The sequence below is a fragment of the Achromobacter deleyi genome, from assembly GCF_016127315.1.
Taxonomy (GTDB): Bacteria; Pseudomonadota; Gammaproteobacteria; order Burkholderiales; family Burkholderiaceae_B; genus Achromobacter; species Achromobacter insuavis_A.
Window position 1 is genome coordinate 6596441 of record NZ_CP065997.1, and the last position, 18531, is coordinate 6614971.

The 18531-nt window shown below is 67.6% G+C and carries 17 protein-coding genes; 7 read left to right on the forward strand and 10 right to left on the reverse strand.

All coding sequences use genetic code 11. The annotated features are described in order from the left end of the window. Positions 1-14 precede the first annotated feature (14 nt). The gene (locus I6I07_RS29815; RefSeq protein WP_198484796.1) at positions 15-707 is read left to right on the forward strand and encodes a cytochrome b/b6 domain-containing protein; all 693 of its coding nucleotides are present in this window, start codon (positions 15-17) and stop codon (positions 705-707) included. A 108-nt stretch (positions 708-815) separates the two neighbouring features. On the opposite strand, the gene I6I07_RS29820 is transcribed toward I6I07_RS29815, so the two are convergent. After that, entirely contained in the window at positions 816-1274 is a 459-nt protein-coding gene (locus I6I07_RS29820; protein WP_006393799.1) for a c-type cytochrome, read from the reverse strand. A 56-nt stretch (positions 1275-1330) separates the two neighbouring features. Continuing rightward, entirely contained in the window at positions 1331-2707 is a 1377-nt protein-coding gene (gene purB / locus I6I07_RS29825) for an adenylosuccinate lyase (RefSeq protein ID WP_198484797.1), read from the reverse strand. Between the two features lie 161 nt (positions 2708-2868). On the opposite strand from purB, the gene I6I07_RS29830 reads away from it, so the two are divergent. Beyond that, entirely contained in the window at positions 2869-3480 is a 612-nt protein-coding gene (locus I6I07_RS29830; protein WP_198484798.1) for a glutathione S-transferase, read from the forward strand. 62 nt (positions 3481-3542) lie between these two features. Here the strand turns inward: I6I07_RS29830 and I6I07_RS29835 are convergent, their stop codons facing one another. From I6I07_RS29835 to gcvA, 3 genes are all read right to left on the reverse strand, one after another. Further along, the gene (locus I6I07_RS29835; RefSeq protein WP_198484799.1) at positions 3543-4361 is read right to left on the reverse strand and encodes a sulfite exporter TauE/SafE family protein; all 819 of its coding nucleotides are present in this window, start codon (positions 4359-4361) and stop codon (positions 3543-3545) included. Between the two features lie 122 nt (positions 4362-4483). Then, positions 4484-5602, reverse strand: coding sequence for a tRNA 2-thiouridine(34) synthase MnmA (gene mnmA, locus I6I07_RS29840; RefSeq protein WP_198484800.1), 1119 nt, complete (start codon positions 5600-5602; stop codon positions 4484-4486). Positions 5603-5614: 12 nt separating this feature from the next. Beyond that, complete coding sequence (gene gcvA, locus I6I07_RS29845; protein ID WP_198484801.1) at positions 5615-6535, reverse strand: transcriptional regulator GcvA; 921 nt, start codon at positions 6533-6535, stop codon at positions 5615-5617. A 189-nt stretch (positions 6536-6724) separates the two neighbouring features. Between gcvA and I6I07_RS29850 the strand changes: the two genes are divergently transcribed. The 5 genes from I6I07_RS29850 to I6I07_RS29870 all read left to right on the forward strand — a co-directional run bounded on the left by I6I07_RS29850 (position 6725) and on the right by I6I07_RS29870 (position 11719). Then, the gene (locus I6I07_RS29850; protein WP_198484802.1) at positions 6725-7714 is read left to right on the forward strand and encodes a Bug family tripartite tricarboxylate transporter substrate binding protein; all 990 of its coding nucleotides are present in this window, start codon (positions 6725-6727) and stop codon (positions 7712-7714) included. A 70-nt stretch (positions 7715-7784) separates the two neighbouring features. Continuing rightward, positions 7785-8660: an N-formylglutamate amidohydrolase gene (locus I6I07_RS29855; protein ID WP_198484803.1), complete on the forward strand. Its 876-nt coding sequence runs from the start codon at positions 7785-7787 to the stop codon at positions 8658-8660. 182 nt (positions 8661-8842) lie between these two features. Then, on the forward strand, positions 8843-9961 hold the full coding sequence (locus I6I07_RS29860; RefSeq protein ID WP_198484804.1) for a Re/Si-specific NAD(P)(+) transhydrogenase subunit alpha: 1119 nt from the start codon (positions 8843-8845) through the stop codon (positions 9959-9961). A gap of 4 nt (positions 9962-9965) precedes the next feature. Continuing rightward, entirely contained in the window at positions 9966-10283 is a 318-nt protein-coding gene (locus I6I07_RS29865; protein WP_175203627.1) for an NAD(P) transhydrogenase subunit alpha, read from the forward strand. Then, positions 10280-11719, forward strand: a complete 1440-nt coding sequence (locus I6I07_RS29870; RefSeq protein WP_006393789.1) for an NAD(P)(+) transhydrogenase (Re/Si-specific) subunit beta — start codon at positions 10280-10282, stop codon at positions 11717-11719. The genes I6I07_RS29865 and I6I07_RS29870 overlap by 4 nt, the downstream gene beginning before the upstream one ends. Before the next feature lie 87 nt (positions 11720-11806). Here the strand turns inward: I6I07_RS29870 and glcF are convergent, their stop codons facing one another. The 5 genes from glcF to aroG all read right to left on the reverse strand — a co-directional run bounded on the left by glcF (position 11807) and on the right by aroG (position 18507). Next, positions 11807-13036 (reverse strand): glycolate oxidase subunit GlcF, encoded by a 1230-nt coding sequence (gene glcF, locus I6I07_RS29875; protein ID WP_198484805.1) that lies wholly within the window; start codon positions 13034-13036, stop codon positions 11807-11809. A gap of 5 nt (positions 13037-13041) precedes the next feature. After that, on the reverse strand, positions 13042-14145 hold the full coding sequence (gene glcE, locus I6I07_RS29880) for a glycolate oxidase subunit GlcE (protein WP_198484806.1): 1104 nt from the start codon (positions 14143-14145) through the stop codon (positions 13042-13044). Between the two features lie 12 nt (positions 14146-14157). Continuing rightward, on the reverse strand, positions 14158-15657 hold the full coding sequence (locus I6I07_RS29885; protein WP_006393786.1) for an FAD-linked oxidase C-terminal domain-containing protein: 1500 nt from the start codon (positions 15655-15657) through the stop codon (positions 14158-14160). 267 nt (positions 15658-15924) lie between these two features. Beyond that, the gene (locus tag I6I07_RS29890) at positions 15925-17334 is read right to left on the reverse strand and encodes an FAD-binding oxidoreductase (RefSeq protein WP_198484807.1); all 1410 of its coding nucleotides are present in this window, start codon (positions 17332-17334) and stop codon (positions 15925-15927) included. A 99-nt stretch (positions 17335-17433) separates the two neighbouring features. Further along, positions 17434-18507: a 3-deoxy-7-phosphoheptulonate synthase AroG gene (aroG, locus tag I6I07_RS29895; RefSeq protein ID WP_198484808.1), complete on the reverse strand. Its 1074-nt coding sequence runs from the start codon at positions 18505-18507 to the stop codon at positions 17434-17436. Positions 18508-18531 lie beyond the last annotated feature (24 nt).

Here is an 18531-nt window from a genome sequence, read left to right on the forward strand (position 1 = left end):
ATCGCGCGACCATCATGCAAAACAACCGGCTTGCCATCCGCATCTGGGACCTTCCCACCCGCCTCTTCCACTGGGCGCTCGTCGTCTGTATCGTCGGCGCCTTCGTCAGCGTCAAGCTGGGCGGGTTGTACATGGACTGGCACGTGCGCTTCGGCTGTACCGCGCTGGGCCTGATCATCTTCCGCCTGCTGTGGGGCTTTGTCGGCCCGCGCTATGCGCGCTTCGCGCAGTTCGTGCGCGGTCCGCGCGCCGTGGCCAACTATCTCAAGGGCGCGGCCGCGCCCGCCGGCCACAATCCGCTGGGGGCGCTGTCGGTGCTGGCGCTGCTGCTGGTGATCGGCTTCCAGGCCGTGAGCGGCCTGTTCACCACCGACGACATCATGACGCAGGGCCCGCTGTTCGGCCACGTCAGCGAGTCCACCGCCAGCCTGCTGACCTCGTGGCACAAACTCAATGAATGGGTCATCATCGGCCTGATCGCGCTGCACCTGCTGGCCGTGGCCTGGTATGCGCTGGTGCGGCGCAAGCGGCTGGTGCGCGCCATCATCACCGGCAACGTCGATCCGAAGGACGTCCCGCCCGGCACGCCGCCGACCCAGGACGGGTTCGCGATCTGGCTGCGCGCCCTGATCCTGGGGGCGTGCGTCACCGGCTTGGTGCTGTGGATCCGTTCGCTGGAGATCGCCGCGGACATGTCGTTCTCGTAGCGCGGCACCAAGACACGACACCAAGGCACGACACCGAAAGAAAAGCCCCTCGCACACCGAGGGGCTTTTTGCATGCGGGGCGCCGCGCCACGGGGGCGCGCGACCGGCTTACTTCTTCTTGCGGTAGGCGTCGTGACAGGCCTTGCAGCTGGCGCCCACATCGCCGAAGGCGGCGCGCAGCTTGTCGAGATCGCCGGCGTCGGCGGCGGCCGACAGCTTGACGATGTTGTCCTGGAACGCCTGCTGCTTCTGCTTGAAGCCGGCCGCGTCGCTCCAGATTTCCGGACGGGCGTCGCCGCCTTCCGTACCCGCGCCGAAAGCCGTCCACGGCAGCGCCGACAGCGTCTTGAGCACTTCGACGTTGGCCTTGATCTGGGCCGCGTCGTAAGGCGCCTGGCCCTTGATCACCGGCGTCATGCGGCCGAAGTGCGAGGCCATCAGCGTCAGCGCCGACTGGCGGTACTTGACGGCATCTTCCGGCTTGGCGAACTGCGCCTGGGCCGAGGTCGCCAGCAGCGACCCGACAGTCATACAGGCCAGCGCGGCGAGCGTGGACAACTTCTTCATTGCAATCTCCCGTAAATACAACAAGGATGCCGCGCGCCCGGCGCGCGGCAAGGCGACTATACCGCCCGGGCCAGGTCCGCGGCCAGGCCGATATACGAACGCGGGGTCATCGCCAGCAGGCGCGCCTTGGGTTCGTCCGGCAGGGCCAGGCCCTGGATGAATTCTCGCAGGGCTTCCTCGGTGATGCCTTTGCCGCGCGTCAAAGCTTTGAGCTGTTCGTACGGCTGCGGCAGGCCATAGCGGCGCATGACGGTCTGCACCGGCTCGGCCAGCACTTCCCAGCAGGCGTCGATGTCGGCATCGATCGCGGCGACGTTGACTTCCAGCTTGCCCAGGCCGCGCATGCAGGCGTCCCACGCGACCAGGCAGTAGCCCAGGCCCACGCCCAGGTTGCGCAGCACCGTGGAGTCGGTCAGGTCGCGCTGCCAGCGGGAGATCGGCAATTTATCAGACAGATGGCGCAGCACGGCGTTGGCCAGGCCCAGGTTGCCTTCGGAGTTCTCGAAGTCGATCGGGTTGACCTTGTGCGGCATGGTCGACGAACCGACCTCGCCCTCCTTCAGGCGCTGCTTGAAGTAGCCCAGGGCCACGTAGCCCCAGATGTCGCGGTCCAGGTCGAGCACGATGATGTTGGCGCGCACGATGGCGTCGAACAGCGCCGACATCCAGTCGTGCGGCTCGATCTGGATGGTGTGGCGGTTCTGGGTCAGGCCCAGGCCGGCCAGCACGCGCTGGCTGAAGGCGGGCCAGTCGATTTCGGGGTAGGCCGACAGGTGGGCGTTGTAGTTGCCGGTGGCGCCGTTGAGCTTGGCCAGCGGGTCGACCGCTTCGACCGCGGCGATGGCGCGGTTCAGGCGCGCCGCGACGTTGGCGAATTCCTTGCCCAGCGTGGTCGGGCTGGCCGGCTGGCCATGGGTGCGCGACAGCATCGGCTGGTCGGCCTGGGCCACGGCCATGTCGTTGAGCTTGGCAGCGATTTCACGCAGGCGCGGCAGCACCACTTCGCTGCGGGCGCGCGACAGCATCAGCGCGTGCGAGGTGTTGTTGATGTCCTCGGAGGTGCAGGCGAAATGGATGAATTCGGCCGCGGCTGCCAGTTCGGCGTGGTCGGCGACCTTTTCCTTGAGCCAGTACTCGACGGCCTTGACGTCGTGGTTGGTGACGCGTTCGATGTCCTTGATGCGGGCGGCGTCGGCTTCGGAGAAGTCGCGCACCAGCTGTTGCAGGCGGGCGCGGGCTTCCTGGGAGAAAGCGGGCAGTTCCGGCAGGCCGGCGTCGGACAGGGCCACCAGCCAGGCCACCTCGACCTCGACGCGGTGGGCCATGAAACCGGCCTCGGAGAGCAGCCCGCGCAGCGCGTCGCCGCGGGAGGCGTATCGGCCATCCAGTGGCGAAAGGGCGTTAAGTTGGCTAAGCTGGTCGGCGATTTGCATGGTCTGGGAAAGAAAAAGCTGCGGATGGGAAAACCCGGCGATTTTATCATTCAGGGCCGTGCAACATTGTGGCAAACTGGACGAGATTCCGTCCCGCGGACGGTTTGGCCGTCATGCGGCCTGCTATACTTCGGCCGCTTTCCGACTCCGCTTGTGAATCCATGAAACTGATCGGCTCGCTTACCAGTCCATACGTGCGCAAGGTGCGTATCGTCATGGCCGAGAAAAAGCTGGATTATCGGCTTGAACTCGAAAACGTCTGGTCCGCCGACACGCAGATCCAAACGTACAACCCGTTGGGCAAGGTGCCCTGCCTGGTCATGGAAGATGGCGGCGCCCTGTTCGACTCGCGCGTCATCGTCGAGTACCTGGACACCTTGTCGCCCGTCGCCCGCCTGATTCCGCAGCCGGGCCGCGATCGCGCGGCCGTCAAATGCTGGGAAGCCATCGCCGATGGCCTGCTGGACGCCTGCGTCACCATCGTCAAGGAAAAGCAGCGCCCCGAGGCGCAGCGCAGCCCGGAATGGATCGAGCGCCAATACGGCAAGATCCACGCCAGCCTGGACGCCATGGACAAGAGCCTGGGCGACAACGCCCATTGCATGGGCATCAACTACAGCCTGGCCGATATCGCCGTGGGCTGTGGCCTGGGCTACCTGGACCTGCGCTTCGCCGAACTGGACTGGCGCGTCAACCACCCCAACCTGGCGCGCCTGTACGACAAGCTGTCGCAGCGCCAGTCGTTCGTGGATACCATCCCCAAGACGGCCTGACGCCACCCCGGCGCCAACCCGCCCTGCTCCGGCCGCCTCGCGCGGCCGGTTTCACGTCTGGCTCAGGCCCAGAAGGCCTGGCCGGCCTTGAACAGCATGTAGGCCGCCAGCGCGAACAGCAGGCAGGCGAACACCCGCTTCAGGGTCTGCACCGGCAGGCGGTGCGCCATGCGCGCGCCCAGCGGCGCCGTCAGGACGCTGACGCACACCAGCACCAGCAGCGCCGGCCAATAGATGTAGCCCAGCATGCCGGGCCGGGTCGCGCCTTCGTTCAGGCCCGACACCACATAGCCGATGCTGTTGGCCAGCGCGATGGGAAAGCCCAGCGCCGCCGAGGTCGAAACCGCATTGTGCAGCGCCACGTTGCACCAGACCATGAACGGCACCGACAGGAAGCCGCCGCCCGCGCCCACCAGCCCCGACAGGAAGCCGATGCCGGCGCCGGCCGTGCTGGTGCCGATCACGCCGGGCATCTGGCGGCTGGGCTTGGGCTTCTTGTTGCGCAGCATGCTCCAGCCGGAATAGCCCACGAACAGCGCGAAGAACAGCGACAGCCACAGGGTGCTGAGCGCCGCGAACACCGCGCCGCCCGACAGCAGGCCGCCGAGGATGATGCCCGGCGCCATCGCCCAGACGATCGGCCACTTGATGGTGCCCTTCTGCTGGTGCGCGCGCACGCTGGAGATCGAGGTGAACAGGATCGAGGTCATCGAGGTGGCGATGGCGGCATGCACCACCAGGTCGGCCGGCATGCCCTTCCAGGCGAACAGCATCGTCAGGAACGGCACCAGCAGCATGCCGCCGCCGATGCCCAGCAGGCCCGCCGCGAAACCCGCCACCGCGCCCAGCGCCAGCAGGCAAATCACCATCGTTACATCCACATCCCTCTCCTCGTTGTCGGCGTGTGCCGTTTTTCATGAGCCAGGCCCCGCGGACGCGACGCCCGCGGGGCCTGGCTGGAACTGCTATCGGTATTGCGACGGCCCGTCGCGGGCCGGATTGCCTAGACGATGATGCCGCCGCCCAGGCAGATATCGCCATCGTAAAGCACCGCCGATTGCCCGGGCGTGACCGCCCATTGCGGTTCGCTGAAGTCGAGCGTGAAGCCCGCGCTGGTCGCATCCCCCAGGCGGCAGGCGGCATCGGCCTGGCGATAGCGCGTCTTGGCGCCGTATTCCCCCGCGGCCGGCGCGTGCCCGGCCACCCAGCTGACGTCCTGCGCCCGCAGCGAGCCGGACAGCAGCCAGGGATGGTCATGCCCCTGCACCACGTAGAGCACGTTGCGCTCGAGGTCCTTGCGCGCCACGTACCAGGCCTCGGCCGTGCCGTCTTCGCGCTGGCGGCCCTTCACGCCGCCCACGCCCAGGCCCTTGCGCTGGCCCAGCGTGTAGAACGACAGGCCCTCGTGGCGCCCGACCTTCTGCCCCTCGGGCGTCAGGATCGCGCCCGGCTCGGTCGGCAGGTAGCGGTTCAGGAACTCGCGGAACGGCCGCTCGCCGATGAAGCAGATGCCGGTCGAATCTTTCTTGGCGGCGTTATGCAGGCCAATCTCGTGCGCGATGCGGCGCACCTCGGTCTTGTGGATCTCGCCCAGCGGGAACAGGGTGCGCGAGAGCTGCGCCTGGTTCAGGCGGTGCAGGAAATAGCTCTGGTCCTTGGAACCGTCCAGCGCCTTGAGCAGCTCGAAGCGCGAGCCGCCGCCCTCGGCCGCCACTTCGCGCACGCGGGCGTAGTGGCCGGTGGCGATGTGTTCGGCGCCCAGCGCCATGGCGTGGTCGAGGAAGGCCTTGAACTTGATCTCGGCGTTGCACAGCACGTCCGGATTGGGCGTGCGGCCGGCGGAGTATTCGCGCAGGAATTCCGCGAACACGCGGTCCTTGTATTCGGCGGCGAAATTGACGTATTCGAATTCCACGCCCACCAGGTCGGCCACGCTGGCCGCGTCCAGCAGGTCCTGGCGGGTGGAGCAGTATTCGGAATCGTCGTCGTCTTCCCAGTTCTTCATGAACAGGCCGACGACCTCGTAGCCTTGCTGCTTGAGCAGCCAGGCGGTGACCGAAGAATCGACCCCGCCGGACATGCCGACGACAACGCGGCCTTTCTTGGTGGATATTTGACTCATGATGGTGCCATTTTACTGTGGGCTGGCCGGGTCCTGCGGCTGCGGCTCGGCCGCGCGCGAGACTTCCATCAGCCAGGTCCGGAACGCCTGCAGGGTGGGCAGGTTGGCCTTCTGGTCCGGGTAGCACAGGTAGTAGCCCATGCGCGCGCGGATCGGCAGCTGCATCGCCACCGCCAGCTTGCCGTCGCGCAGCTCGTCCTCGATCAGGCAGCGCGGGATCAGCGCCACGCCGAAACCGGCCGCGGCCGCCTGCGACAGCAGCGCGTACTGGTCGAAGCGCGCCCCTTCCAGGCTGCGCCGGCTGTCGCAGCCTGCCTGCTCGAACCAGTCGCGCCAGCCTTCGAGGGCCGAGGTGTGGTGCAACAGGGGATAGGCCAGCAGGTCCGCCGGCACGCTACAGCCGCCCGGAATCAGGCGCGGGCTGCAGACCGGCAGGATCTCGCGGCCGACGATGTAATCGGCGCCGCTGCCCGGCCAGATGCCTTCGCCGAAACGGACGGCCGCGTCCAGCTCGGGCGAGGAAAAGTCATAGCCCTGGCGGTGCGGCAGGAATTCCACGTGGATATCGGGCCGCAGGCGCATGAAGGCCGTCAGGCGCGGGATCAGCCAGCGCGCGCCGAAGGTCGGCATACAGGTCAGGTTGAGCGTGCCGCCCTGCCCCTGGTGCGCGATCAGCTCGACCGTGGCCGCCTCGATCTGGCCCAGCCCCGCCTGCACCTTGGTCAGATAGCCGCGGCCGGCCTCGGTCAGGACCAGGCCTTGCCTGATGCGCAGGAATAGTTCGACGCCGACGAACTCCTCCAGGTGTTTCACTTGCTTACTCACCGCGCCCTGCGTGACGCACAGCTCCTGCGCGGCGCGGGTAAAGCTGCTATGCCTGGCGGCGACTTCGAACGCCTGCAGGTCGGTGAGCGAGGGACAGAACCGTCTCATGGGAAAGCGCCTCGATACCGGGTTTTCCGGGCGCGGAGTTACAAAAAGAAACCCCGCCGCAAAAGAGGCATGAAAAAAAGTCATAGCTTAAGGAGAAACTTTCGTTTGTGCAAACTGGCCTTGCACGAAAGAATCTTCCTGTTTGCGTCTGCCTTTTGCGCATCCGCGTTCCAATTCATAGGGGAATTCATGCAACGCCGTAATGTAGTCCTGGGCCTCTGTGTCGCCGCCGCGACCCTGGCCACGCCGCTGACCTCGAGCATCGCCCATGCCGAAGACGCCTACCCGAGCAAGCCGATCCGCCTGATCGTGCCGTTCCCGCCCGGCGGCACCACCGACATCGTCGGCCGCCTGTTCGCCGACAAGCTCGGCAAGGAACTGAACCAGACCGTCGTGGTGGAAAACCGCGGCGGCGCCGGCGGTTCGATCGGCAGCGCCTTCGTCGCCAGCAGCGCCCCCGACGGCTACACCCTGGGCATCGCCACCGTCAGCACGCACGGCATCAACCCGGCCATCTACCCGAACCTGCCGTTCGATGGCGAGAAGGACTTCACGCCGGTCTCGAACCTGGCCGCCGTCCCGAACATCATGACCATCAACCCGAAGGTGCAGGCCAAGGACATGGCCGAGTTCATCAAGCTGGCCAAGAGCCAGCCGGGCAAGCTGACGTACGCCTCGGCCGGCAACGGCTCGGTCTCGCACATGATGGGCGAGCTGTTCAAGATGGCCTCGGGCACCGACCTGATGCACGTGCCGTACCGCGGCGTGGGCCCGGCCCTGAACGACGCGCTGGCCGGCCAGGTCGACGTCATGTACGACAACCTGCCCTCGACCCTGCCGCACGTGCAATCCGGCCGCCTGATCGCCATGGCCGTCGCCTCGCCCAAGCGCGTCGCCAGCCTGCCGAACGTGCCCACCTTCGCCGAAGTCGGCCTGCCCGCCGTCAACGACGCCTCGTGGTTCGGCCTGGTCGCCCCGGCCAAGCTGCCGGCCCCGATCCTGGCCAAGCTGAACGCCGCCGTGCAAAAGGTCAGCGCCGAAGCCGACGTCAAGTCGCGCCTGGAAGCGCTGGGCGCCGAACCGGCCGCCAACAGCCCCGAAGCGTTTGCCAAGCAGATCTCGACCGAGATCGCCAAGAACAAGCGCATCGCCAAAGAAGCCAACGTGAAGATCGACTAAGCGATCTTCGGCCCCCGCCGCGCCCGCGCGGCGCGCGGGGGCCTCCGATTCACGAACGCACGACCCCTATATGCGAATCACCCAACCCCTGTCCTACCGGCTCGACCTTCCGCAGCAATATCCGAATTCGGCGCCCTCGGCCCCCCTCGTGCTGGACTCCCCGCACAGCGGCACCGCCTATCCGCCCGACTTCGCGCCCGCCGTGGATTTCGGCGCCCTGCGCACCGCCGAGGACACCTGGGTTGACGATCTGTGGGGCGACGCCATCGACATGGGCGTGCCCATGATCGCCGCGAACTTTCCGCGCGCCTACATCGATGCCAACCGCGCCCCCGACGAAATCGACGAACTGCTGCTGGACCAGTCCTGGCCCGGCGCGGTCAACGCCTCGCCCAAGGTCAAGCTGGGCAAGGGCCTGATCTGGCGCATGCTGGACGACGGCACGCCGCTGTACGACCGCAAGCTGAGCGTCGCGGAAGTGACGCACCGCATCGAGGCCTGCTGGAAGCCGTACCACGCCGCGCTCGGCCAGGTGCTCGACAGCGCCCACCAGAAGTTCGGCAAGGTCTGGCACATCAACTGCCACTCGATGCCCAGCGTCGCCGGCGCCTACGCCACCGACCGCCCCGGCCTGGTCCACCCCGACTTCGTGCTGGGCGACCGCGACGGCAGCACCAGCGACCCGGCATTCCGCGAATTCATCGCGGCCTGGCTGCGCGAGCGCGGCTACAACGTGACGGTGAACGATCCCTACAAGGGCGTCGAACTGGTGCGCGCCTTCGGCCGCCCCGAAGAAGGCCGCCACAGCCTGCAGATCGAAATCAACCGCAAGCTCTACATGGACGAAGTCAGCCTGCGTCCGTCGGCCAACTACGGCCGCCTCAAGGCCGACCTGCGCGACCTGACCGCCGCGCTGATCGACTGGACTCGCGCGCAGACGGCCTGACGCCGGACGCCTGCGCGCCGGTGCCGGCCAGCAGCCCGTTGTCAGTCTGGCCGGTATGACCGGGGCGCGAGCCCCAAGCCCCATGGTTAACCCCATGGGGCTTTTCTTTTGGGCCGCGTGAACCTCGTCCCCCGGGCGTATATCCGTTATAACTACGGCGAACCTTCTGAGGAGAGGCGTCGATGCACATCGGGATACCAAGGGAAACCCGAGACGGGGAGACCCGTGTCGCAGCAACACCAGAGACCGTCAAGAAGTACGTAGGCGGCAAACACACCGTTGTCGTGGAGCGTGGCGCGGGCACCGCGGCGCGCTATCTGGATGAAGCCTACGAGGCCGCCGGCGCCACGCTCGGCAGCGCCCAGGAGGCGCTGGGGGCGGAACTGGTCATGAAGGTCCGCGCGCCTTCCACGGCCGAGCTGCCGCAGATGAAAGCCGGCGCCGTGGTCATCGGTATGCTCGATCCGTTCGACGCCGACGGCCTGGCGCAGATGGCCGCCGCCGGCCTGACCGGCTTCGCGCTGGAAGCCGCGCCGCGCATCACCCGCGCTCAAAGCCTGGACGTGCTGTCGTCGCAGGCCAACCTGGCCGGCTACAAGGCCGTGCTGCTGGCGGCCCACCATTACGGCCGCCTGATTCCCATGATGATGACCGCCGCCGGCACGCTCAAGGCCGCGCGCGCCGTGGTGCTGGGCACCGGCGTCGCCGGCCTGCAGGCCATCGCCACGGCCAAGCGCCTGGGCGCGGTGGTCGAGGCCTCCGACGTGCGGCCCGCCGCGCGCGAGCAGGTCGAATCGCTCGGCGCCAAGTTCATCGACGTGCCGTTCGAGACCGACGAGGAACGCGAGATCGCCCAGGGCGTGGGCGGCTATGCCCGCCCCATGCCGCCGGCCTGGATGGCGCGGCAGGCGGCGCTGGTGTCGGAACGCTGCAGGCAGGCCGACATCGTCGTCACCACCGCCCTCATCCCCGGGCGCCCCGCGCCCACGCTGGTGTCGGCCGAGACCGTCGCGGCCATGAAGCCCGGCTCGGTGCTGGTGGACCTGGCGGTCGAGCGCGGCGGCAACTGCCCGCTGTCCGAGAAAGGCAAGGTGGTCGAGAAACACGGCGTGACGCTGATCGGGCTGACCAACCTGCCCGGGCTGGTGGCGACCGACGCGTCGGCGCTCTACGCCCGCAACATCCTCGACTTCCTGAAACTCATCATCAATGCGGACGGCGCGCTGGCGATCCAGCGCGACGATGAAATCGTGGCGGCCTGCCTGGTGTGCGAAGGCGGCAATGTGACGCGCGGGAGCTAAAAACATGGAAGCGATCAACCCCACCCTGATGAATCTCATCATCTTCGTGCTGGCCATCTATGTCGGCTACCACGTGGTCTGGAACGTCACGCCCGCGCTGCACACGCCGCTGATGGCGGTGACCAACGCGATCTCGGCCATCATCATCGTCGGCGCCATGCTGGCGGCGGCGCTGACCGAAGGCGGACTGGCGCGCGGCATGGGCGTGTTTGCCGTGGCGCTGGCCGCGGTCAACGTGTTCGGCGGCTTCCTGGTCACGCGGCGCATGCTGGAAATGTTCAAGAAAAAGGACAAGAAGCCGGCCAAGGAGGACGCGAAATGATCTCGCTGAACCTCGTCACGCTGCTCTACCTGGTTGCCTCGGTCTGCTTCATCCAGGCGCTCAAGGGCCTGTCGCATCCCACCACCTCGCGCCTGGGCAACGCCTTCGGCATGGCCGGCATGGCGATCGCGGTGCTGACCACCGGCGCGCTCATTGTCGGCCTGGCGCGCTCGGGCACCGCCGGCATCGGGCTGGGCTGGGTGCTGCTTGGGCTCTTGGTCGGCGGCTCGATCGGCACGCTGATGGCCAAGCGCGTCGAAATGACCAAGATGCCCGAACTGGTGGCCTTCATGCACAGCATGATCGGCCTGGCGGCGGTCGCCATCGCGGTCGCGGTGGTGGCCGAGCCGCACGCCTTCGGCATCGTCGCCGCCGGCACGCTGATCCCCACCGGCAACCGCTTCGAGCTGTTCATCGGCACCTTCGTCGGCGCCATCACCTTCTCGGGCTCGGTGATCGCCTTCGGCAAGCTGTCGGGCAAGTACAAGTTCCGGCTGTTCCAGGGGGCGCCGGTGGTGTTCGCCGGCCAGCACATGCTGAACCTGGCGCTGGCGTTGCTGATGCTGGCGATGGGCGTGTGGTTCATGCTGACGCAGGCCTGGACGCCGTTCATCATCATGACGCTGATCGCCTTCGTGCTGGGCGTGCTGATCATCATCCCGATCGGCGGCGCCGACATGCCGGTGGTGGTGTCGATGCTGAACAGCTATTCGGGCTGGGCGGCGGCGGGCATCGGCTTCTCGCTCAACAACCCGATGCTGATCATCGCCGGCTCGCTGGTGGGCTCGTCCGGCGCCATCCTCTCGTACATCATGTGCAAGGCGATGAACCGCTCGTTCTTCAACGTGATCCTGGGCGGTTTCGGCGGCCAGGCCGGCGAGGCCGCGGCGGCGGGCGGCGGCCAGCAGCGCAGCGTCAAGTCGGGCAGCCCCGACGACGCGGCCTTCCTGATGACCAACGCCGAAAGCGTCACCATCGTGCCGGGCTACGGCCTGGCGGTGGCGCGCGCCCAGCACGCGCTCAAGGAACTGGCCGAAAAGCTCACCGAGCGCGGCGTGACGGTCAAGTACGCCATCCACCCGGTGGCGGGCCGCATGCCGGGCCACATGAACGTGCTGCTGGCCGAGGCCGAGGTGCCCTACGACCAGGTCTTCGAAATGGAAGACATCAACAGCGAGTTCGGCCAGACCGACGTGGTGCTGGTGCTGGGCGCCAACGACGTGGTCAACCCGGCGGCCAAGAACGACCCCAAGTCGCCGATCGCCGGCATGCCGATCCTGGAAGCCTACAAGGCCCGCACCGTGATCGTGAACAAGCGTTCGATGGCCTCCGGCTACGCCGGCCTGGACAACGAACTGTTCTACATGGACCGCACCATGATGGTCTTCGGCGATGCCAAGAAGGTGCTGGAAGACATGGTCAAGGCCGTGGAATGATGCGCCGGCGCCGCGATGCACGCGCATCGCGGCGTCTTTCCCCGACGCGCTCCGGAGGATTCGATTCCCGCGACGCCGCGGCCCGCCCTAGGCGCGAGCCAGCTGCTCGTCCACCACTTCGATCCAGTGCCGCACCGGCGTGCCGGTGCCGCTCTGCAAGTGGCCGATACAACCGATGTTGGCCGACAGGATCACATCCGGCGCGGCCGGCGCGATGGCGCCCAGCTTGCGGTCGCGCAGCGCCAGCGCAATCTCCGGATTGAGCACCGAATAGGCGCCGGCCGAGCCGCAGCACAGGTGCTGTTCGGCGAACGGCTGCAGCTCGAAGCCCAAGTCTGCGAGCAACCGCTCCGACAAGGGCCGCAAGCCCTGCCAGTGCTGCAGCGTGCAGGGCGGATGGAACGCGGCCCGCATCGGGTGGCCCGCCAGCCGCTGGCGCAATTCCCCGGCCTGCGGCGCGACGATTTCCGCCACGTCCTTCACCAGCGCCACGATGTCCGCGGCGCGCTGCGCGTAGGCCGGATCGTGGCGCAGGTGATGGGCGTATTCCTTGACCATGGCGCCGCAGCCCGACGCGTTCATGACGATGGCCTCGACCGCGCCATCGCGCACCAGCGGCCACCACGCGTCGACGTTGGCGCGCATCTGGTCCAGCGCGGCCGCCTGCGCGTCCAGGTGGAAACTGGCCGCGCCGCAGCAACCCGCGCCGGGCGCGATGCGCGCGCCGATGCCGATGGCGTTGAGCACGCGGATGGTGGCGGCGTCGATCGACGGCATCATCGACGGCTGCACGCAACCGGCCAGCATCAGCACCTGCCGCGTGTGGCCTTCCACCTGCGGCAACGCGCCGGCCGGACGGCGCTCGGGCACCTTGCGCTTGAGCGATTCCGGCAAGACGCCGCGCACCGCCTGCCCCAGGCGCATGGCGGGTCCGAACAGCGGCGACAGCATCGCCCGGCGCAGCATCTTGCGCTTGGCCTTCTCGGCCCACGGCCGCGGCACCCGCTCTTCGACGATCTGGCGGCCGATGTCCACCAGGTGCCCGTACTCCACGCCCGACGGGCAGGTGGTCTCGCAATTGCGGCAGGTCAGGCAGCGGTCCAGATGCTGCTGGGTCGACTGGGTCGGCTCGGCGCCTTCCAGCACCTGCTTGATGAGGTAGATGCGGCCGCGCGGGCTGTCGAGCTCGTCGCCCAGCACCTGGTAGGTGGGACAGGTGGCCGTGCAGAAGCCGCAATGCACGCAGCGCCGCAGGATCGCGTCGGCCTCTTTGCCCAGATCGGTATCGCGGGCCCAGGCTGCCAGATTGGTTTGCATGATGCCTATAGCTCCAGGACCAGCCGGCCGGGGTTGAACAACCCCGCCGGATCGAGTTCTTGCTTGAGGCGGCGCGTGATCAGCGCCACGCCCGGCGACAGCGGATGGAACACGCCATCGGCCGGCGGCCGCGTGCCGGCCGGACGGAACAGCGTCGCGTGGCCGCCCAGTCGTTGCGCCAGTTCGCGCAACTCGGCGGCGTCCTGCGCCCCCGACAGCCAGCGCTGGCCGCCGCCCCACTCCACCAGCGCCTGCCCGCTGCCCAGCGCGGCCGCGGTGGGCGGCAACGCCAGGCGCCAGAGCGGCCGGCCCGGCGCGAAGAAGGCATGGGTCTGTTCACGCAAGCCGGTCCACCAGGCCTGCGCCGCCTCCGGCGCCAGCGGATCGCCGCCGATCACCTGGCGCGCGCTGGCGATGGCCGGCGGCGCGCCCGACAGTCGCACATGCATCTGGCCTTCTTCGTCAGCGCCGCCAACCCAGCTGGTCGCCGAAATCGGCAAGGGCTTGCCGCGCCACAGCGCGAAGCTGGCCAGCGCCTGGGCCTGCGTCGCCGGCAACGCCAGCGTCAGTTCTTCCATCGGCCTGGGCACGACCTTGAGCGACACCTCGAGAATCGCGCCGAAGATGCCATGCGATCCGGCCAGCAGCCGCGACACGTCGTAACCGGCCACGTTCTTCATGACCTCGCCGCCGAACGACAGCACCCGGCCGTCGGAATCCAGCAGCCGCGCGCCCAGCACGAAGTCGCGCAAGGCGCCCGCGCTCATGCGGCGCGGCCCCGACAGGCCCGCGGCCACGCAGCCGCCGACAGTGGCGGCGGGCGAGAAATGCGGCGGCTCGAAGGCCAGCATCTGGCCGTGCCCGGCCAGCGCCGCCTCCAGCTCGGCCAGCGGCGTGCCAGCCCTGACCGTCACCACCAGTTCGGAGGGGTGATAGCTGACGATGCCGCGATATGGGGTCATGTCCAGCAGGCAATGGCCATCCTGCGGCGTCACCGGCCGGTAGTTGCCGTAGAACGCCTTGCTGCCGCCGCCCATGACGAACAGCGGCTTGTGACCGGCGCGAGCCGTCATGACCTGGTCGCACAATTCCGACAGGACGAAATCCATGGGAGGGACGTCCTAGAAGCGTGCGAGATCCGGGAAGCGCAGCTCGCCCGCGTGTACGTGCATCTTGCCGTATTCAGCGCAGCGGGCCAGCGTAGGTATGACCTTTTCGGGATTGAGCAGGCACGGCGGATCGAATGCCCGCTTGACCGCCAGGAACGCGTCGAGTTCTTCGCGAGAGAATTGCACGCACATTTGATTTATTTTCTCCATTCCCACACCGTGCTCTCCAGTCACGGTTCCTCCTACCTGCACGCACAGTTCGAGTATGGCCGCGCCGAATTTCTCGGCGCGTTCCACTTCGTCCGGTTTATTCGAATCGAACAGGATCAACGGATGCAGGTTGCCATCGCCCGCATGGAACACGTTGGCGCAGCGCAGGCCGAACTCGTCTTCCATTTGCTCGATGGCGCCCAGCACCCGGGCGAGATGACGGCGCGGAATCGTGCCGTCCATGCAGTAGTAATCGGGCGACACGCGCCCCGCGGCGGGAAACGCGTTCTTGCGTCCCGCCCAGAATTTGAGCCGCTCGGCCTCCGACGCCGACACCTGGCAGCGGGTCGAGCCGGCCGCGCGGAAGATGGCCTCCATGCGCGCGATCTCGTGCGCCACTTCCTCGGGCGTGCCATCGGACTCGCACAGCAGGATGGCCTGCGCGTCCATGTCGTAGCCGGCGCGCACGAAGGGTTCGACCATGTGCGTCGCGCGCCGGTCCATCATCTCCAGCCCCGCTGGAATGATGCCGTCGGCGATCACCTGCGTCACCGCGTTGCCGGCGGCCTCGACGCTGGCGAAGCTGGCCATCACCACCTGGGCGCAGGCCGGCTTGGGAATCAGCTTGACGGTGACTTCGGTCACCACGCCCAGCATGCCTTCCGATCCGATGAACACCGACAGCAGATCCAGCCCCGGCGCATCCGGCGCCTCGGAACCCAGCTCGACCACGTCGCCATCGATGGTGACCATGCGCACCCGCAGCACGTTGTGCACCGTCAGCCCGTACTTCAGGCAATGCACGCCGCCCGAATTCTCGGCGACGTTGCCGCCGATCGAACAGGCGATCTGGCTGGAGGGGTCCGGCGCGTAGTACAGCCCGTAGGGCGATGCCGCTTCCGAAATGGCCAGGTTGCGCACGCCCGGCTCGACCACCGCGGTGGCGCTGGCCAGGTCGATGTGCTTGATGCGATTGAATTTGGACAGGCCCAGCAGCACGCCCTGGCTGTGCGGCATGGCGCCGCCCGACAGGCCGGTGCCCGCGCCGCGCGCCACCAGCGGCGCATTCAGGCGCTTGCAGATGCGCATCACCGCCTGCACCTGCTCCTCGGTCTCCGGCAGGGCCACCACCGCGGGCAGCGCCCGGTACAAGGACAGGCCATCGCACTCGTAGGGCCGCGTGTCTTCTTCGCGGAACAACACGCAATGCGACGGCAGCGCGGCCGACAACGCCTCGACGAGTTGCTGCAACGAATAAGGCGCCTGCGCGTGTGCCAGGCCGGTTTCGACCAGTGAATTCATGAGCGCAACAATAGCGCGACCGCTGGTTGGACGCAGGCCGGGATTTACCCGCATCCTGCGTACATGCAACGGCCGCGCGGCCTCGCAGACGTAACCAGCCGTAAAGCCCCTTCGCGCGTGATGGACAAGCATGCGTCCGGTCATGCATCGCCCTCATTCCCACCAGCTGGGAACGCTTGTCACCCGCACCGCCCCGCTTGTTCTTCCTGCCGAAAAAAAACCGGCGGGTCGCCCCGCCGGCCTTTTCGTCACGCCCCTGCGGACGGCTTACCAGGACACGATCTTGCCCGGGTTGAGGATGTTGTTCGGATCGAACGCGTGCTTGAGGCTGCGCATCAGGTCCAGCGCGTCATCGCCGTGTTCCTCGGCCATGAACTGCATCTTGTGCAGGCCGACGCCGTGCTCGCCGGTGCAGGTGCCATCGGCGGCGATGGCGCGGCGCACCAGGTTGTGGTTGATGGTTTCGGATTCCTGCCATTCGCGCTCGCTGTCGGCGTCCAGCAGCATCAGCACGTGGAAGTTGCCGTCGCCGACGTGGCCGACGATGGTGTACGGGAAGCTGGCGCGGTCCAGTTCCTCGACCGTGTCGCGCACGCAGTCGGCCAGGCGCGAGATCGGCACGCAGACGTCGGTGGTGCTGGCGCGGCATCCCGGGCGCAATTGCAGGCCGGCGAAATAGGCGTTGTGGCGCGCGGTCCACAGGCGGCTGCGGTCCTCGGGACGCTCGGCCCATTCGAAGTCCATGCCGCCATGTTCGGCGGTGATGGCCTGCACGGTCTCGGCCTGTTCCTGCACGCCGGCCGGGCTGCCATGGAATTCGAACACCAGCAGCGGCGTCTCGCGCAGCGTCAGCTTGCTGTGCAGGTTGACCGAGCGCACGCTGGCCGCGTCCATGAACTCGACGCGCGCGACCGGCACGCCCATCTGGATGATCTCGATCACGCTCTGCACCGCGGCGTCGAGCGTGGGGAAGTTGCAGACCGCGGCCGACACGGCCTCGGGCTGCGGGTACAGGCGCACGGTAACTTCGGTGATGATGCCCAGCGTGCCTTCGCTGCCCACGAAGATGCGGGTCAGGTCGTAGCCCGCCGACGACTTGCGGGCGCGGCCGGCGGTGCGCACGATGCGGCCGTCGGCGGTGACCACGGTCAGCGACATGACGTTCTCGCGCATGGTGCCGTAGCGCACGGCGTTGGTGCCGGAAGCGCGCGTGGCGGCCATGCCGCCCAGGCTGGCGTCGGCGCCCGGATCGATCGGGAAGAACAGGCCGGTGCTGCGGATCTCTTCATTGAGCTGCTTGCGCAGCACGCCGGCCTGCACGGTGGCGGTCAGGTCCTCCGCGTTGACGGCCAGCACCTTGTTCATCTGCGACAGGTCCAGGCTGATGCCGCCCTGGATCGCCAGGATGTGGCCTTCCAGCGACGAACCCGCGCCGTACGGAATCAGCGGCACGCGGTGTTCGTTGCAAAGCTTGGCGACCTCGGCGACTTCCTCGGTGCTCTGGGCGAAGACCACGGCATCGGGCAGCATCGCCGGATATGGCGACTCGTCGCGGCCATGGTGCTCGCGCACCGCGGTGGATTCGGAGAAGCGGTCGCCGAACCGGGCGCGCAGGGCCTCGAGACAGGCGGCCGGCACCGCGCGGCGCAACGATTCAGCGTGCAAGGGAGCGTTCATGATCAGCGGATTCTCGGATGGGGGAATTCAACTATTCTACGCCGCCCGCCTTGCTGCGCCGCAAACCGCCCGCACGGGGGCGGCCTGCGGCCGGCACGCTTATTTGCCGGAGGTCAGCGCGACGCGGCGGCGTTCACGCACGGCGTGCGCCAGGCGCTCGAGCACGGCGACCGAAGCGTCCCAGTCGATGCAGCCGTCGGTGATGCTCTGGCCGTAGACCAGCGGCTCGCCCGGCACCATGTCCTGGCGGCCGCCCAGCAGATGGCTTTCGACCATCACGCCCACCAGGCGCGCGTCGCCGGCTTCCATCTGGCGCGCCACGTCATCGATCACCAGCGGCTGGTTCTCGGGTTTCTTGCTGCTGTTGGCATGGCTGGCGTCGATCATGATGCGTTGCGCCAGGCCGGCCTTGGACATGTCCTGGCAGGCCGCGTCGACGCTGGCGGCGTCGTAGTTCGGCGTCTTGCCGCCGCGCAGGATGACGTGACAGTCTTCATTGCCCGCGGTCGAGACGATGGCCGAATGCCCGCCCTTGGTCACCGACAGGAAATGGTGCGGCTGCGACGCCGCCTTGATCGCGTCCACGGCGATCTTCACGTTGCCGTCCGTGCCGTTCTTGAAACCCACCGGACACGACAGGCCGGATGCCAGTTCACGATGCACCTGGCTTTCCGTCGTGCGCGCGCCGATCGCCCCCCAGGAGACCAGGTCCGCGATGTATTGCGGCGTAATCATGTCCAGGAATTCGCACCCCGCCGGCAATCCCAGGCTGTTGATGTCCAGCAGCAGTTCGCGCGCCACGCGCACGCCCTTGTTGATGTCGAAGCTGCCGTCCAGGTCCGGATCGTTGATCAGCCCCTTCCAACCGACCGTGGTGCGGGGCTTCTCGAAATACACGCGCATCACGATTTCCAGGTCCGCGCTGAGGCGGTCGCGCACCGGCTTCAGGCGCTTGGCGTATTCGATCGCGGCGCGGGTGTCGTGGATCGAACACGGGCCGATCACGACGATCATGCGGTCGTCCATGCCGTGCAGGATGCGGTGCATCGACTGGCGTGCGGCGAACACGGTGTCGGAAGCTTCCTTGGTGCACGCGAACTCACGCATGACGTGCGCGGGCGGATTCAGCTCTTTGATTTCTCGGATGCGAAGGTCGTCGGTATTGTGTGACACGGTACTGCTCCTGGGTTTCCCGCC

Bases quoted from the DNA above. Each gene is read 5' to 3' on its own strand.
- purB (WP_198484797.1), bottom strand. From the start codon at position 2,707: ATGCAAATCGCCGACCAGCTTAGCCAACTTAACGCCCTTTCGCCACTG.
- I6I07_RS29890 (WP_198484807.1), bottom strand. From the start codon at position 17,334: ATGAACGCTCCCTTGCACGCTGAATCGTTGCGCCGCGCGGTGCCGGCC.
- gcvA (WP_198484801.1), bottom strand. From the start codon at position 6,535: ATGAGACGGTTCTGTCCCTCGCTCACCGACCTGCAGGCGTTCGAAGTC.
- glcE (WP_198484806.1), bottom strand. From the start codon at position 14,145: ATGGATTTCGTCCTGTCGGAATTGTGCGACCAGGTCATGACGGCTCGC.
- mnmA (WP_198484800.1), bottom strand. From the start codon at position 5,602: ATGAGTCAAATATCCACCAAGAAAGGCCGCGTTGTCGTCGGCATGTCC.
- I6I07_RS29820 (WP_006393799.1), bottom strand. From the start codon at position 1,274: ATGAAGAAGTTGTCCACGCTCGCCGCGCTGGCCTGTATGACTGTCGGG.
- I6I07_RS29850 (WP_198484802.1), top strand. From the start codon at position 6,725: ATGCAACGCCGTAATGTAGTCCTGGGCCTCTGTGTCGCCGCCGCGACC.
- I6I07_RS29860 (WP_198484804.1), top strand. From the start codon at position 8,843: ATGCACATCGGGATACCAAGGGAAACCCGAGACGGGGAGACCCGTGTC.
- I6I07_RS29815 (WP_198484796.1), top strand. From the start codon at position 15: ATGCAAAACAACCGGCTTGCCATCCGCATCTGGGACCTTCCCACCCGC.
- I6I07_RS29885 (WP_006393786.1), bottom strand. From the start codon at position 15,657: ATGAATTCACTGGTCGAAACCGGCCTGGCACACGCGCAGGCGCCTTAT.
- I6I07_RS29870 (WP_006393789.1), top strand. From the start codon at position 10,280: ATGATCTCGCTGAACCTCGTCACGCTGCTCTACCTGGTTGCCTCGGTC.
- I6I07_RS29830 (WP_198484798.1), top strand. From the start codon at position 2,869: ATGAAACTGATCGGCTCGCTTACCAGTCCATACGTGCGCAAGGTGCGT.
- I6I07_RS29855 (WP_198484803.1), top strand. From the start codon at position 7,785: ATGCGAATCACCCAACCCCTGTCCTACCGGCTCGACCTTCCGCAGCAA.
- glcF (WP_198484805.1), bottom strand. From the start codon at position 13,036: ATGCAAACCAATCTGGCAGCCTGGGCCCGCGATACCGATCTGGGCAAA.
- I6I07_RS29865 (WP_175203627.1), top strand. From the start codon at position 9,966: ATGGAAGCGATCAACCCCACCCTGATGAATCTCATCATCTTCGTGCTG.